The organism is Candidatus Nitrospira neuquenensis (genome assembly GCF_979578155.1).
Genome location: NZ_CEFZDU010000039.1, coordinates 41,850 through 56,038 on the forward strand (window position 1 = coordinate 41,850; position 14,189 = coordinate 56,038).

General features: G+C 69.5%; 12 protein-coding genes. 6 read left to right on the forward strand and 6 right to left on the reverse strand.

Annotation, left to right across the window (positions count from 1 at the left end; genetic code table 11):
- Window positions 1-351: 351 nt before the first annotated feature.
- From AC1U7O_RS17140 to AC1U7O_RS17160, 5 genes are all read right to left on the reverse strand, one after another.
- Window positions 352-1,710 (reverse strand): sigma-54-dependent transcriptional regulator, encoded by a 1,359-nt coding sequence (locus AC1U7O_RS17140; protein WP_479896115.1) that lies wholly within the window; start codon window positions 1,708-1,710, stop codon window positions 352-354.
- Window positions 1,707-3,101 carry a two-component system sensor histidine kinase NtrB gene (locus tag AC1U7O_RS17145; protein ID WP_479896116.1) on the reverse strand — a complete coding sequence of 465 codons (1,395 nt, stop codon included), beginning with the start codon at window positions 3,099-3,101 and terminating at the stop codon, window positions 1,707-1,709. Before AC1U7O_RS17145 ends, AC1U7O_RS17140 begins: the two co-directional genes overlap by 4 nt.
- A gap of 1,891 nt (window positions 3,102-4,992) precedes the next feature.
- Window positions 4,993-5,406, reverse strand: coding sequence for a response regulator (locus tag AC1U7O_RS17150; protein WP_479896117.1), 414 nt, complete (start codon window positions 5,404-5,406; stop codon window positions 4,993-4,995).
- Window positions 5,407-5,655: 249 nt separating this feature from the next.
- The gene (locus tag AC1U7O_RS17155) at window positions 5,656-7,401 is read right to left on the reverse strand and encodes a PAS domain S-box protein (protein WP_479896118.1); all 1,746 of its coding nucleotides are present in this window, start codon (window positions 7,399-7,401) and stop codon (window positions 5,656-5,658) included.
- A 118-nt stretch (window positions 7,402-7,519) separates the two neighbouring features.
- Window positions 7,520-8,902 (reverse strand): sigma-54-dependent transcriptional regulator, encoded by a 1,383-nt coding sequence (locus tag AC1U7O_RS17160; protein ID WP_479896119.1) that lies wholly within the window; start codon window positions 8,900-8,902, stop codon window positions 7,520-7,522.
- A gap of 329 nt (window positions 8,903-9,231) precedes the next feature.
- Between AC1U7O_RS17160 and AC1U7O_RS17165 the strand changes: the two genes are divergently transcribed.
- The 4 genes from AC1U7O_RS17165 to AC1U7O_RS17180 all read left to right on the forward strand — a co-directional run bounded on the left by AC1U7O_RS17165 (window position 9,232) and on the right by AC1U7O_RS17180 (window position 11,681).
- Window positions 9,232-9,414 carry a hypothetical protein gene (locus AC1U7O_RS17165; RefSeq protein WP_479896120.1) on the forward strand — a complete coding sequence of 61 codons (183 nt, stop codon included), beginning with the start codon at window positions 9,232-9,234 and terminating at the stop codon, window positions 9,412-9,414.
- Between the two features lie 238 nt (window positions 9,415-9,652).
- Entirely contained in the window at window positions 9,653-10,327 is a 675-nt protein-coding gene (locus tag AC1U7O_RS17170; protein WP_479896121.1) for an aspartyl protease family protein, read from the forward strand.
- A gap of 402 nt (window positions 10,328-10,729) precedes the next feature.
- The gene (locus tag AC1U7O_RS17175) at window positions 10,730-10,987 is read left to right on the forward strand and encodes a hypothetical protein (protein ID WP_479896122.1); all 258 of its coding nucleotides are present in this window, start codon (window positions 10,730-10,732) and stop codon (window positions 10,985-10,987) included.
- A 7-nt stretch (window positions 10,988-10,994) separates the two neighbouring features.
- Window positions 10,995-11,681 (forward strand): S16 family serine protease, encoded by a 687-nt coding sequence (locus AC1U7O_RS17180; RefSeq protein ID WP_479896123.1) that lies wholly within the window; start codon window positions 10,995-10,997, stop codon window positions 11,679-11,681.
- Window positions 11,682-11,708: 27 nt separating this feature from the next.
- On the opposite strand, the gene AC1U7O_RS17185 is transcribed toward AC1U7O_RS17180, so the two are convergent.
- Window positions 11,709-12,146 (reverse strand): DUF5069 domain-containing protein, encoded by a 438-nt coding sequence (locus tag AC1U7O_RS17185; protein WP_479896124.1) that lies wholly within the window; start codon window positions 12,144-12,146, stop codon window positions 11,709-11,711.
- Window positions 12,147-12,361: 215 nt separating this feature from the next.
- On the opposite strand from AC1U7O_RS17185, the gene AC1U7O_RS17190 reads away from it, so the two are divergent.
- Window positions 12,362-12,997: a peroxiredoxin gene (locus AC1U7O_RS17190; RefSeq protein ID WP_479896125.1), complete on the forward strand. Its 636-nt coding sequence runs from the start codon at window positions 12,362-12,364 to the stop codon at window positions 12,995-12,997.
- Window positions 12,998-13,163: 166 nt separating this feature from the next.
- The gene (locus AC1U7O_RS17195; RefSeq protein ID WP_479896126.1) at window positions 13,164-14,144 is read left to right on the forward strand and encodes an MBL fold metallo-hydrolase; all 981 of its coding nucleotides are present in this window, start codon (window positions 13,164-13,166) and stop codon (window positions 14,142-14,144) included.
- Window positions 14,145-14,189: the final 45 nt, after the last annotated feature.

Below are 14,189 nucleotides of genomic sequence, written 5' to 3' on the forward strand. Positions count from 1 at the left end.
CGCCGGAGCCGCGCCGGATCTGGCGTTCAGCGCACGCCTGCGATGTCAGGGGGGTGCAAAATCTGCGGGACGGACACGCCTCACGCCACGGAGGCCTTCCGGCGAATCGTCGTCACCCCGGCTCGTCATTCCGGCCTCCCCTCGTCATTCCGGCCTCCCCTTCGCCATTTCCGGCCTCCCCTCCGTCATTCCGGCGAACGCCGGAATCCAGAGTCCGGACTGGGCCCAGGCCCCGGATCGAGAATGTCCGGGGCAGGCTTCCGCCTGGGTGACGGTCCGGGATGCACCGTGCGCCGGGGGGACGTTACGAAATTTGGGGGTTCGCGGAATGACGGACCGGGCGCGACGCCCTCAGTCCCGGATGCCGTAGGCCTTGATCTTGTATTGGAGCGTACGGAGGCTGATCCCGAGGAGCTTGGCGGCCCGTTCGCGATGATGGGTGACGTCGCTCAGAGTCCGGCGGATGACTTCCCGCTCGATGTCCTCGAGCGAGCAGCCCAACGGAACCGTCAGGGTCGGCGCCGCTTCGGCCCCCGCCTGGATCTCCTCCGGCAGGTGGACCGGCTGGATGATCCGGTCCGGCACGGTCACGACCACGCGCTCGATGACGTTGCGAAGCTGGCGGATGTTGCCGGGCCAGGGGTAGCGCCGCAGGACCCGGAGAGCCTCGCGCGACATTTCCTTCGGTTCCCGATGGTGGCGCTCGGCGAACTCCCGCAGGAACCGGGCGATGAGCAGGGGGAGATCGTCGCCCCGGTCGCGGAGTGGCGGCAAGCGGACGGGCACGACGTTCAGCCGGTAGTAGAGATCCTCCCGAAACCGGCCCTCTTGGACCGCCGCCTCCAGGTTGCGGTTCGTGGCGGCGATGAACCGCACGTCCACCTTCACGAGCCTGGTCCCGCCGAGCCGGCGGAACTCCCGCGTTTCCAGCACGCGCAGGAAGTCCACCTGGGACTTGGGCGACAGCTCGCCCACCTCGTCGAGGAAGAGCGTCCCGCCGTCGGCCAACTCGAAGCGGCCGACCTTCGTCCCGACCGCGCCGGTGAAGGCGCCCTTTTCATAGCCGAACAGCTCGCTCTCCAGGAGGTTCTCCGGGAGCGCGCCGCAGTTCACGCTCACGAAGGGCCCCCCGCTCCGCGGGCTCCGCTCGTGGATGGCCCGGGCGACCAGCTCCTTGCCCGTGCCGCTCTCCCCGACCAGCAGCACGGTCGCGTCGCTGCTCGCGATCATCTCCATCAGGCCGAAGACGCGCTGCATCGGCTCGCTGTCCCCGACCATGGCGTCGAAGCGCATCCGCGTCTCCAGGCGGTCCCGGAGGCGACGGTTCTCGGCCGCGAGCGCGCGGCGCTCCAGCGCCTTCTCCACCGTCACGGGGAAGCGCTCGCGGTCAATGGGCTTGGTCAGGTAGTCGTAGGCCCCCGCCCGCATGGCCTCGACCGCCGTCTCGATGGACCCGTAGGCGGTCGTGACCAGGACCTCGACGTCGGGGAACTGCGCCTTGACGCGACGGAGGAGTTCCAGGCCGCCGAGGCCCGGCATCTTGAGGTCCGTGATGACCAGGTCGGCCGGCTCCCCCTCCAGCCGGGCCAGCGCCTCCTCGCCGCTCGCGGCCGCGGAGGCCGCGAACCCGCGCTTCTCCAGCAGCGCGACGAGCGCGGTCCGGATGTTGACCTCGTCCTCGACGACGAGGATGCGGGCCTGGTCGCTCATCGTCCCACCGCCTCGCGTGCTCCCACGCCGGCTGCGGCGGGCAACCGCACCGTGACGCTGGTCCCGCTGCCCGGCTCGCTGGCGACCTCGATCGTCCCGCCGTGATCCTCCACGATCCGGTAGGCGATGGCCAGTCCCAGCCCGCTCCCCCCCGCCTTCGTCGTGTAGAAGGGCTCGAAGAGCCGCGGCAGCGCCTCCGCCGGGATGCCCGTGCCCGTGTCCCGGACGACGAGCTCCAGCCAGTGCCGGGCTCCTCCCCGCCGGGCGCGGCCCTCCACGCGACAGAGCCCGCCGTGCGGCAGGGCCTGGAAGGCGTTGACGATGACGTTCAGCAGCACCTGCCCGATCTGCGCCTCGTCCCCCTGCGCGGCCGGCAGGCCGGGCGCCAGGTCGGCTTCCAGGCGGATGCCCTTTTCCTCCGCCTCGTACTGGAGCAGCGAGAGGATGTGCCCGACCACCGCCCCCACGTCCACGGCGCGTGACTGCACCGCCCCGGGTCGGGCGAACCTCATGAAGTTGTCCAGGATCGCCGAGAGGCGCCGGCTCTCGGCATTGAGGACCCTGAGGTATTCGACGGCCTTGGGCCCGGCCGCGCCGCATTCCCGCAGCTCCTCCTCCAGCAATTGGAGGTTCAGGTCCACGGCGCTGAGGGGATTCCGCAGCTCATGGGCGACCCCGGCGGAGAGCGTGTGGAGCGCCGCCAGCTTGTCCGCGCTCCGCACCCGCCGCTCGAGCGCGAGCCAGTCCGTCACGTCCTTGGCCAGCAGGATCACCCCGGCCTGGTCCCCCTCGTCCCCCGCCAGGTCGGCCGTGCTCACCCGGATCGTCCGTCCCGACCCGTCCCCATCATAGGCCAGGTCCTGATGGTCCACGTGCGTCTCGCCGGCCAGCGCCCGGTCGAGCACGGTCCGAATCGGATCGCCCTCCGCGAAGACTTCCCGGTAGGGCCGACCGAGGACGGTCTCGGAGGACCGTCGGAGCACAGCTTCGGCGCTGGGGTTGACGGCCGTCACCAAGCCGGCGCGGTTGACGGTCAGGACCCCCGTCGGGATGCTCCTGAGGATGTTGCGCGCCAGGCCCTTGACTTCCTCGAGGGTCCGGCGGACGCTCGCGTAGTGGAGGAAGGTGATGACGGCCGACGCGGCGATGCCGCTCATCAAAAACAGGAGGGCGGTGACGGCGATCAAGCTTTGCCGGGATTGCCACAGGGCCTGAAAGAAGTGCGCGGGCAGGTCCTTGCCCTCCGTCAGCCCCCGCACGACGACCCGCTCGTGCTCCAACCCCAGCACCAAGACAATGGACACTGCCAGGGCGAGGATCAGCAGGACGGCGGTGATCGGGAGAAAGGGAACCCTGCGGATCAGTGCAGCTTCTGGAAGGGGGCGAAACATAAGGGGATGGCCCCGAGCACCGTGGCCGGTGCGTATGCTACCACGGCCGGCGTCTCCTGTATACAGCTCCGGCCGCCGACCGAGCGAGCCCCCGGCGCCCTGCCTATGGCCTTTTCACCGTCGAACGAAGGTGGCTCGCTCTCAGACGGGCGAGCTGCATTCGGCAGTCCGGGCAGAGCTCCTGCAGGCTCACGTCATCGCAGACCAGGTCGGCCGACCGCCTCGCGCACCGATCGCAGTACCGTGCCGGCGGCGCATTCTTCGTCTCCGCCTTGGCGTCCTTTCCATGAACCTTCAACGTTCCCCCTCCTTTCCTCATCCCACATCGCCAGCCATCCACGCCCTCTTCGCCGAAGCGACGCCGGTCCTGAGGCTCCTGGCCGGCGGTCCACCGCCATCGCGGATTCGCGGCGGCGACGAGCCGGCACGCGGCCCTTGGCGCAGGCCGGCGGGCGGGCTCGCCGCTCGGGCGGTCGACGTGCGGCGCGTTGCACGCCTCCTGCTTCGCGGCTCCGCGCGCCCGTCGCGCGCGCGACGGCGCGATTTCGTCACGAACCGCCATGACTACTGTGGGCTAGTGCGTGTGGCGCCAGGGGCTGCGCCGCGACGGCTTTCGTCCACGGGATAGGTCGCACCGATGCACAGAGCATCGTTCGCGCTCGACCCGCCCAAGCCACACCCGAGCCATCACATGCTCCGGATGCATCGTCCGAATCTGTTCGCACTCCTTCGCCGCATCGGCATACCGCCGGTGGACGATCAGCAAAAAGACCAAATAGTAGCGAAGCTCCAGCGTGGTCGGCTGGCGTCGAATCAACCACCGAAGCTTCCGTTCCTCCTCCGCAATCTCGGCCTGATATCGCTCTTCGTCTGTCATGACCCGACTCATCTCCTCGACCCCTCGCCACGCAACCCACGCACCAGCGGGCCGAGCCGCCAATCCGAAGAGAAGGGCCGATGAATCCACTGGGGCTTCGCTTGCAGCCCCAGCGGAAGTCCACCCCGGTGCCGGGAGGACACGCAAAAACTGCGGGCGCCCGACGAAACCTTTCCCCGTTCGAACCCGGGAAGCCGGCAGGTGTCGTCGTCGAGGCACCAGGCCGCGCCTGCAAAGTTTGCAGCCCCGGCCCCGCCGCCGGGCAGGCGGATCGCTCACGGACGCGGCAGGGATCAGAGGCGCTCGCCTCTCTGCGGGAGCGTCATGGCCAGAGGACCGCCACGCCCTTCAGCGCGGTCCCGATGGGCGCAGGGCCTTCTGCTCCCTTCCCTCCGCGACCGGTGTGTCCCGCAGAGCCAGCCGCCGCTTGCGTTGCTCAAATGCCCCACCGCGGCCCGCCCCTTCCCCAGAGGGCAGGGGCGCCGCCAGCGGGATGCATCGGATGCACAACAACTGCTCGCTCCGGGTATCCCACACCGCCATGGTGACCGGTTGGCCGCAACTCGCACACGCGATCGGCTTCACGGCCGCAACCTCCTCCTTCACCTCGACGCCACGCCGGTTCCTTGCACCGGAGAGCCCAGCAAGATTCGCGCCCGTCGAGGCGATGAGAACGTGAGAAGAAGGATGAGAAAAAGGAACGGAGCCGGAGCCTCGCCGTGGGTACCGATCGCTCCGCGCCACCCGGCGCTCCGGGTCCGCCAACCCCACGGCCGGGATGCCAGGGCCCGCATTCTGCGCGGCCGCGTCCGCCGCCATCGCGGATTCGCGGCGGCGACGAGCCGGCACGCGGGGTTCACGGCGCACCGCCGGTGGCCGATCGGCGCCGACCCGGCGTCAGGACAAATCTTGCGGATCCCCGGGGCTGGGACACGGCGGGGGCTGGAGCGCTCGATCGAGCCCGTAGGTCTTGCGCTTGTTGTAGAGGCCGGCCGGGCGACAGACGGGCATCGGTCAGCGACCGGCGGGCGCCTGATCGCCGGCCCCGCCGCCCGGGAGGAGACGCTGGATGGCTGACTTGAGGTCGGCGATCCGCACCGGCTTGTCGAAATAGGAGGCGACGCCGCACCGCAGCGCCGCCTCCTTGGTCTGGGAATCGCCGAAGGCGGTCATGAGGATGATGGGGACCCGCGGCGCGACCACCCGGAGCCGCTGGACGTAGTCCAGCCCCCCGGCGGGCATCCGCAGGTCCGTGATGATCAGGTCCGGCAGGTCGCCGGAAAGGCGCTGCAGGGCCTCATGCCCGTCCGCCGCCTCGACGATCCGCCAGCCCATGTCCCACAGTTCATCACACAGGAGGCTGCGCATGGCCTGATCGTCCTCGACCAGGAGGATCACCGCCGGCCTCGCCGAGGGCCCGACATTCATGGGCTGATTTTCAGCAGCCTGCACCCCAGACTCCATGGATCAACGCCCCTCTCAAGCGATTGACGCATACCTGAGAGCCAGCAAGTCTCATGCCCCCGGCCGAATTCAGGGTGGCACAAATTCGTCCTTGCAATCAACAGGTTGCGGAGCGACTGCGATCCGTCATCCGGCCGATGGTGGCAAAATGCCGTGAAGCCCCCTTCACGTCGCCTGCGGGCTGGCGCGGGATGCCACAGGTCTTTCACCTAATTACGTTTCGGCGATCGGGAGGGCGACGGTGAAGGTGGTGCCTTGGTCAACCCGGCTCTCGACCGTGATCGTGCCGCCGTGCTCCTGAATGATGCCGTGGACCACGGTCAGCCCCAGGCCGGTTCCCTTGCCGACCTCTTTGGTGGTGTAGAAGGGGAGGAAGATCTTCGAGAGGGCCTCCTCGGGGATGCCGTGCCCCGTGTCGCCCACCTGGATCGTCACCGTGCCGTCGCCCCGGGCGAGCGCCAGGCGCAGGGTGCCGCCCTCCGGCATGGCCTGGATCGCGTTGAGCATCAGGTTGAGCAGGACCTGGCTCACCTGATCGGCGTCGGCGAGCACCGGCGGCAGGTCTGCCGGCAGATCCGTCTCCACCCGGATGCGGTGGCGCCGGACCCGCTCCTGGATCACGTCCAGGCAGTCCGCGACGGACTTGCGCAGGTCCAGCGGCCGCCGCTCGGCCGGCCGCCGCCGGGCGAAGGCGAGGAGCTGGTTCATGATCTTGGTGATCCGCTCGACCTGGGCGACGATCGTTTCCAGCCCGCGCTTGGTCGGCTCCTCCTTGGTGCGGCTCAACAGGTACTCCGCCCGCCCCAGGATCACGTTCATCGGGGTCCCGATCTCGTGCGCCATGCCGGAGGCCAGCATGCCCAGCTCCGCGAGCCGCTCGGTCCGCCGGAGCTGCTCGCGCACCTGCTGGATATCCGTCGTATCGAGGCCGGTCCCGATCACGTATTCGACCTGGCCCCGATCATCCAGGAGATGCGTGCTCAGCCAAGAGATCCGGCGGCGGCGTCCGTCCTTGGTCACCCAGTCATTTTCGAAGGCGTGGGGTGCCGCGGCGCCCTTGACCTCCTCGAAGGCGGCCTTGGCCGGCTCGATGTCCTCCGGCGCCAGCAGAAAGTCCCAGACCGGCTTGCCCATGACCTCCTCGGCGGCGTAGCCGCTGGTCCGCTCGCAGGCCCGGTTGAACCGGACGATCCGCCCCTCCCGGTCGAAGACCACCACCAGCGCCCCGGCCGTGTCCAGGACGGCGGCGATGAAGTCGCGCTCGTGCTGGAGCTCTCGCTCCGCCTTCACCCGCCGGGTGATGTCGCGCAAGATCACGGTGTACAGCTTTTGGCCCTCCACGTCGAGATGGGAGATCGACGCCTCGACGGGGAACTCCTCCCCGTCCGCCCGCAAGCCGATGACCTGGCCCAGCGCGCCCATGCGCCGGCTGGTGACGTTGGTGCTGCCGAAGCGCCGGATGTGGTCCCGGTGCGCCTCGCGGAACCGCGCGGGGATGAACCGATCCAGCGACTGCCCCAGCGCCTCGGCGGCCGGGCAGCCGAACATCCGCTCCGCCGCCGGGTTGAACAGGGTGATGCGCTGCTCGGCGTCCACGGTGATGATCGCGTCCATGGCCGAGGCGAGGACGCCGTGGAGCTGTTCTTCGGTGAGGCGCCGCCGCCGCTCCGCCCCCCGCCGCTGGAGGCACAGCACCGCCGTCGTCCAGAACACGGCGAGCGACAGCAGCCGGTTGGCCGCGAGCACCGTCGGCGGCAGATCGCCGGGCTCGGCGACCGCCCCGGCCACGGTCAAGGCCGTGCAGACGCCGGCGAACAGCAGGAGCATCCGCCGCTCGGTCCACCAGAGGCAGGCGAGCAATAGCGGGATGACATACAGGATGCCGACGGCGACGCTGCTGGGCACGAGGACGTCGAGCAGGAAGACGGCGCCGGCGAGGCCCCAGGGGATGGGTCGCATGCGGAGATTCGCTCGCTGTCCGACCGGCACGGTTGCCTCTCCGAGCGCACTGAGCGGGAGGCTCCGGCCAGCCTTGTCCTGGTCAGGGTTTTGTCGGGGCGGCGCGCAGGCCCGGCGGTTAGGACGGGGCCCGCCCCTCGATCTCCGCCAGCTTGCGGTACAGGGTCTTGCGGTCGATGCCGAGAATCTGGGCCGCCTGGTACTTGTTGCCCCCGGTCTTGTCCAGGATGCGGAGGATGTATTCGCGCTCCACCTCCTGGAGCGGCAGGGTCCGTTCGGCCGCCTCGTCGACCACCCGGCGCTCGCCGCGCGCCCCGGCGATGGCCGGCGGCAGGTCGTCGGGGACGATCTTCTCCCCGCGCGCGAGGGTGACGGCGCGCTCGATCACGTTCTCCAGCTCGCGGACGTTCCCGGGCCACCCGTAGTCCACGAGCAGCGCGAGCGCCGCTTCGGTGATCCCCTGCAACGGCTTCTTGCTCGAGTCGGCGCACTTGCGCAGGAAGGCGTCCACCAGGAGCGGGATGTCCTCCCGACGCTCCCGCAGCGGCGGCAGCCTGATCTCGATCACGTTCAGCCGGTAGAACAGGTCCTCGCGGAAGCGCTTCTGCTTGACCTCGTCCGCGAGCGCGAGGTTGGTCGCGGCGATGATCCGGAGGTCCACGGGGATGGACTTGGTCGCCCCCACCCGGCGGATCTCGCGCTCCTGGATCGCGCGCAGCAGCTTCGCCTGGAGCATCAACGGCAGCTCGCTGATCTCGTCGAGGAACAGGGTGCCGCCGCTCGCCTCCTCGAACAGGCCGCGCTTGTCGGTCTTCGCGTCGGTGAACGAGCCCTTGAGGTGGCCGAACAGCTCGCTCTCCAGCAGGGCGTCCGGGATCGCCGCGCAGTTCACGGGGACGAAGGGCGCGTCCCGCCGGCTGCTGTTGTAATGGATCGCCTTGGCGACCAGCTCCTTGCCCGTCCCGCTCTCGCCGCTGATGAGCACGTTGGTGGCGCTGTCCGCCACCCGGCGGATGAGGTCGAAGACCTCCCGCATCGGCTTGCTCTTGCCCAGGATCTGATGGAAGCTGTACTCGCGGTGGACTTCCTTGCGCAGGCGGGCCACCTCCCGGCGCAGCGACGCCTCGCGCACGGCCCGCTCCATGACCAGCACGAGCTCGTCGGTCTTGACCGGCTTGGTGACGTAATCGTAGGCACCCTGCTTCATCGCCTCGACCGCCGTCTCCACCGACCCGAAGGCGGTCATGATAATCACGTTCGTGTCCGGAAACGCGCGCTTGACCTCGCCCAGCAGCTCGATCCCCTGCATGTCCCGCATCCGGAGGTCGGAGAGCACCACGTCGAAGTCCTGCTCGCCCAGCCGCTTGAGGGCCTCCCGGCCGCCCTCGGCGACCGCGACCCGGTGTCCCCGGTCGTCGAGCACGTCCTGGAGCAGCGCCCGCAGGTCGGCGTCGTCGTCCACGACGAGGATCGTGCCCTTGACGTCCGGCTGGGAGGCCACCCGCGCTCCTTATCCCCCGAAGAGGGCCCTCGGGCCCCGAAGCTCGCCCAAGCCTAGTGAGTTCTCCTCCGTGGGTCAAGGGAATCGTGCGGGAAGGCCGTGGGGGCGGCCTCCTCCCCCCGGCGCGCCGGGGCAATCCCCCGACGGATGAAGGCGCCCGCGATCCACCGGACGGGAGGGGGAGGGCCTCATGGCCCATGCCGCGACCCGACAACGATCAGGCTCGGACCTGTCCGTTCCGCGTGACGGACCGGCGGCTTCCTCCTATCGTGGGCCCTGGACCGGATCGGATTCCCGTGCGACGGCGCACCAACCGGAGGGAGGGCACCATGCAAGACGTTCGGCGGACGGCGGGATGGGTCGCGGGGCTTTCGGCGACGGGGCCGGTGATGGCCCTGGCCGAAGAGGCACCCAAGGCTCAGGGCTATGGCGGCGCGGACTATGTCTGGTTCATCACGATCGGGCTGATCCTCCTGTACGGCGTCTACGACACCTTTTTGAAAAAGACGTAACCGCCGGTGTGACTCGCCCGGTCCGATTCCCGACGGACCGGGCGAGCCCCGCCGGGCGACGTCCGGCCTTCTTCGATGCTCGACGTTGCTCGGCCTTCCTCCTCGCCGCCCACCGGGCGAGGCCCCTTCATTGAGGGAGGCGGCCGGCACGTCGCCGGTTGCGGTAGAATGGGGCCTTCCGACCACGACTACGGTGGGGTGCCGGGTGAGCCGTTCCACAAGCCCTCTGTTCTCCCTGATGCCGGCCGTTTGCCTGACGGTCGCGTGGTTCGCCCCTTCTTCCTATGCCGCCACCTATTACTGTCTGGACCCGGCCGGCCGCCCCCTCTTCACCGACAGCCCATCGCAGGCAGATCAGTGCGTCCTCGTGCAAGAGGGTCGGCCGACCCCACCCCCGATCCCCCAGCGATTGCCGGATGATGCCGTCGCCGGCACACCGCCGGCCGCCCCCCCCGACCTCCGGCCCGCCGGGACGGAAGACCAGGACGGCGCGTCGCCCCCGACGGACGCCGCGCCGCCCGGCACCGTGCGGGTTCCGATCGGGCGATCGGGCAAGTCCCTGATCGTCCAGGTACGGCTGAACGGGACGAGGGACGCCCGGCTCATCCTGGACACCGGGGCCGACGTCACGATCCTCTCCCATGCGCTCGCCCTCGACCTCGGCATCTTTCCGAGCGCCTCCCTGTCGACCGTGACGTTGAACACGGTCGGCGGGCAGGTGCGCGCCGACGTGGTCCGCGTCGGCTCCGTCTCGGTCGGGGAGGCGGAAGCCCGGGACGTGCTCGCCGTGATCCACGACCTCCCCGACGCGCCGACCGGCATTGACGGCCTGCTCGGCCTGACCTTCCTCGATCGATTCGTGGTGACGGTGGACGCCCAAAAGGGCGAGATGCAGCTCCGCCAACGCCGGTAGCGCCCGCCGCTCTCGTGCCTCTTTCCGGCCGCCGCGCCACGCGCCCGCGACCCCGAAGGGGGCAAAACCGGCATCGGCTCAGAGGAGGCGGGCCGCCCTTTCCTGCCCCCCATAGGCTGCCCCACCCCCACGGCTTGCACGCTCCGGCCGGATGGGGTATTGTTCGGATATGACACGTGACTGTGGCAAGCCGCGACAGGGTCCGGACTACGAGCGATGGCTGTTCACCCCATTGCCGCGCATCGGCAATCGTCGTCCGTTCAAGCGTTTCGACGACCTTCAGCCCCGTTCTTCTCCGAAACGAGACCGCAGGGCACGATTTATGCTGGGCACTTGGACCTGTGGAGAATCTTCACCCAGACTGTGGGACGCCACGATCAGGCCTGAGGAAGGGAGGACGTCGTGACGACGATGCCGAGCCGAGCGACCGTTTCGCGCAAGCCCACTGCCGACGAGCTCAAGGCGGCGGAGGCCGCCTACCAGGGTCGCCCCTTCAACGAGCAGTGGTCGGAGGCCGCGCGGGCCGTGTACGAGGGAATCCGGGCCGCCGCCCGCAAACGGCAGGCCAAGATGGAAACACCGCCCCCCGCCCACGCCCCGGCCGAGACGGAGTCCGAGCTTGAGCTGTTCCTGGAACCGGCCGAAAAGGGAGAAGAGTGAGGCCATCATGAGGGACATCACGGCCGCCAAGGCGTCGCGGATCGGGCCTGCGACCTGTGCGTTGCTGGCCGTGGTCCTGTCGATCCTGAACACCCCTCCTGGGGCCGGGGCGGGCGTGCCCGTCCATCGCGAGCAGTTGATCCCGATCCTGGGCGTGACCTTCGGCACGGGCGAGCAGCCGACCGGGACGGTCGCGAACCTGATCCTCTCCTTCGACCAACGCGACGACCACGGGGGCCTGGCGCTGCACTTCAAGGCCTGGCCCGGCCGCTTCTCCCCCATGGCTCAGACGGCGGTCAAGCAGGCCATCTACCGGACGGCCAAGGCCGCCGGCCTGTCGCCGGACTCCTGGACCGTCGTGCTGGCGGTGCCCGAGCCGGGCCTGACGGTGTACGGCGAGAGCCTCTCGGCGATGGTGGGGGTGAGTGTCATCGCGATGGCGAAGGGCGACCCCATCGCCCCGGGCCGCGTGCTGACCGGCACGGTGACGCCGGACGGCCACATCGCGCCGGTGGGCTCCCTGGCGTTGAAGGTGGACGCGGCGGGCCAGGCCCACATGCAGCGGGTGGTGGTGCCCGACGCCCTCGACCCGGCCGACGGCGACTGGTCCACGCCCTTTCTCCTCCAGGTTTCTCCCGTCGGATCGGTCAGCCAGGCGTATCAGGCGCTGACGGATCATCCGTTGCGCCCCTGACCGGCGTCCGGCCGCCCCGTCCCGAGCCTACAACCGCCCCTCGTCCAGCTCGATCGCATCGGCCCAGGTGGAGACCGCCGGCAAGGACTCGACCGGCACGCCGCGCTTGGCGGCGATCTCGGCCAGCCGCGCCTGAAACCGCTGCCGCGCCGCCTCGTCCTTGGGCCCGCCCTCGACCACACGACGTTCCCACTGCCGCAGGTCCTCCGCCGTGAGGGGACGGGCGTGGGCCTTCACCCAGGCGAGGATCTCCTCGTCCGTCCCGCCGGCCAGCACCCGCCGCTCGAAGTCCTCGCCCGCGATCCCCAGCAGGTCCAGCAGGGACTTGTCGAAGCCGACGGTGAGGTAGTTGTAGTCTTGAATCTCGCCACGGTGGCGCAAGCGGACCTTGTCGATCATCCGCGCCAGGTGGGCGATGCCGCCGAGCGCGAGCTTGGGACTGCGGGGATAGCGAGTCGTCGTCATGTCCGCCCTCCCTTCGATCTCTTCTCTCTACGCTTCCCCCGAGGGTCCGGTCAACCGTCGGCCCGCCGGGAGCCGGGCCCGGCTCGATTCTTCCTCTCGATTCTTCCTGTTGAACAGCACCGCCGTGACGCAGTATCCTAAGAGCCTGTCCAGAGCCCTGGACGGTCTTCCTTCCATCCCGTCATTCCACAGACGTCTAACGAAAGGAGCGACCCATGGCACTGCGACTCGGAGACGAAGCGCCGAATTTCACGGCGGAAACCACCGAAGGCCCCATCACCTTCCACGAGTGGCTCGGCAACGGCTGGGGCATCCTCTTCTCCCACCCCAAGGACTACACGCCCGTGTGCACGACGGAGCTGGGCACGATGGCCAGGATCTCCGAGGAGTTCAAGAAGCGCAACGTCAAGGTCATCGCGGTCAGCGTGGACCCGCTCGACGCCCACAAGGGCTGGATCAAGGACATCAACGAGACCCAGAACTGCACGGTGAACTATCCGCTGATCGCGGACCCGGAGAAGAAAGTCGCGACGCTCTACGACATGATCCATCCCAACGCGATGGACAACATGACCGTGCGGTCGGTCTTCATCATCGGCCCGGACAAGAAGATCAAGCTCATGCTGACCTACCCGGCCTCCACGGGCCGGAATTTCGACGAGCTGCTCCGCGTCGTGGACTCGCTCCAACTCACGGCCAACTACAAGGTGGCGACCCCGGCCAACTGGAAGCAGGGCGAGGACTGCATCATCACGCCGGCGGTGTCCGACGAGGACGCGAAGAAGCTGTTCCCGAAGGGTTTCCGCGCCGTGAAGCCCTACCTGCGCTACACGCCGCAGCCCAATCGGTGACGGAGGCCGGTCCCGCACCGTCCCCCCGCGCCCCGGGGCAACTCGTGGCGCGGGGGGGTCCGTTTCAGGCGAGTAACAGCCCCGCCGCCCGCACCGGCGCCGTCCCCGGTTCGAGGCCCGCCGGGGCTTGACAGCGTCGGACGGACGTGGGACCCTCTGCCCCGCCATGGCCATGCGGGTCACGTTCTGGGGCGTCCGGGGCTCGCTGCCCTCTCCCACCAGCCCGCAGGCTTTCGCGGAACGGGCGCGGGACCTCTTCCAGGCCTTCTTCGACGCCGGCCATCGCGAGCGGCGCGACATCGACCCCTTCCTCGCCGCGCAGCCCCCCCACCGGGTCGGCGGCTACGGCGGCAACACCCTCTGCCTGGAGGTGCGGACCCGCTCCCAGCGCCTCGTCATCGACGCGGGCAGCGGGCTCCGACTGCTGGGCTACGACCTGCTCCAGGGCCCCTGCGGCAAGGGCGAGGGCGAGGTCCACCTCCTGTTCACGCACTTTCACTGGGACCACCTCATCGGCCTGCCGTTCTTCGCGCCGATCTTCATCCCCGGCAACGTGCTCCACCTCTACGCGGTCCAGCCGGGGCTGCCCGACGTCCTGCGCATGCTCTTCCACAAGCCGAACTTTCCGGTGCCGCTGTCCCGGCTGGGTGCGCGGATCGAGTACCACCGGCTGCCGCCGCGCAAGCCCACCCGCATCGGGGAGCTCACCGTCACGCCCTACCGGCTCGACCATCCGGACCCCTGCTGGGGCTTCCGCGTCGAAGCGGACGGCAAGGCCCTCGCCCACTGCGCCGACACGGAGGCGACCCGGACGAGCCGCGAGGCGCTGGGACCGGACCTGCCGCTCTACCGGGAGGCGGACCTCATGGTCTTCGACGCGCAGTATTCGATCATCGAGGCGGCGGAGAAGATCAACTGGGGGCACGCCGCCGCGCTGATCGGCCTGGATCTCGCGATCGGCGAGGGCATCAAGAAGGCGGCCTTCATCCACCACGAGCCTGCTTCCTCCGACGAGAAGATCGCCGCGGTCGAGGCCTCGACCCGCGCCTACTACGAGCGGCAGCGCCGCACGGCCGAGGCCAAGGGCCTGCCCTTCCACGAGGTGGACTGGTTCTTCGCGCGGGAAGGGATGGTCGTCGAGCTGTAGCGGGGGCGGCGGCCGACCGCGTCCGAGAAGGGGGCGCGGCCAGGT

Coding starts and splice junctions, on each gene's coding strand:
- AC1U7O_RS17140 (WP_479896115.1), bottom strand. CDS start 1,710: ATGAGCGACCAGGCCCGCATCCTCGTCGTCGAGGACGAGGTCAACATC.
- AC1U7O_RS17165 (WP_479896120.1), top strand. CDS start 9,232: ATGCAAGACGTTCGGCGGACGGCGGGATGGGTCGCGGGGCTTTCGGCG.
- AC1U7O_RS17155 (WP_479896118.1), bottom strand. CDS start 7,401: ATGCGACCCATCCCCTGGGGCCTCGCCGGCGCCGTCTTCCTGCTCGAC.
- AC1U7O_RS17150 (WP_479896117.1), bottom strand. CDS start 5,406: ATGAATGTCGGGCCCTCGGCGAGGCCGGCGGTGATCCTCCTGGTCGAG.
- AC1U7O_RS17145 (WP_479896116.1), bottom strand. CDS start 3,101: ATGTTTCGCCCCCTTCCAGAAGCTGCACTGATCCGCAGGGTTCCCTTT.
- AC1U7O_RS17185 (WP_479896124.1), bottom strand. CDS start 12,146: ATGACGACGACTCGCTATCCCCGCAGTCCCAAGCTCGCGCTCGGCGGC.
- AC1U7O_RS17180 (WP_479896123.1), top strand. CDS start 10,995: ATGAGGGACATCACGGCCGCCAAGGCGTCGCGGATCGGGCCTGCGACC.
- AC1U7O_RS17190 (WP_479896125.1), top strand. CDS start 12,362: ATGGCACTGCGACTCGGAGACGAAGCGCCGAATTTCACGGCGGAAACC.
- AC1U7O_RS17195 (WP_479896126.1), top strand. CDS start 13,164: ATGGCCATGCGGGTCACGTTCTGGGGCGTCCGGGGCTCGCTGCCCTCT.
- AC1U7O_RS17170 (WP_479896121.1), top strand. CDS start 9,653: ATGCCGGCCGTTTGCCTGACGGTCGCGTGGTTCGCCCCTTCTTCCTAT.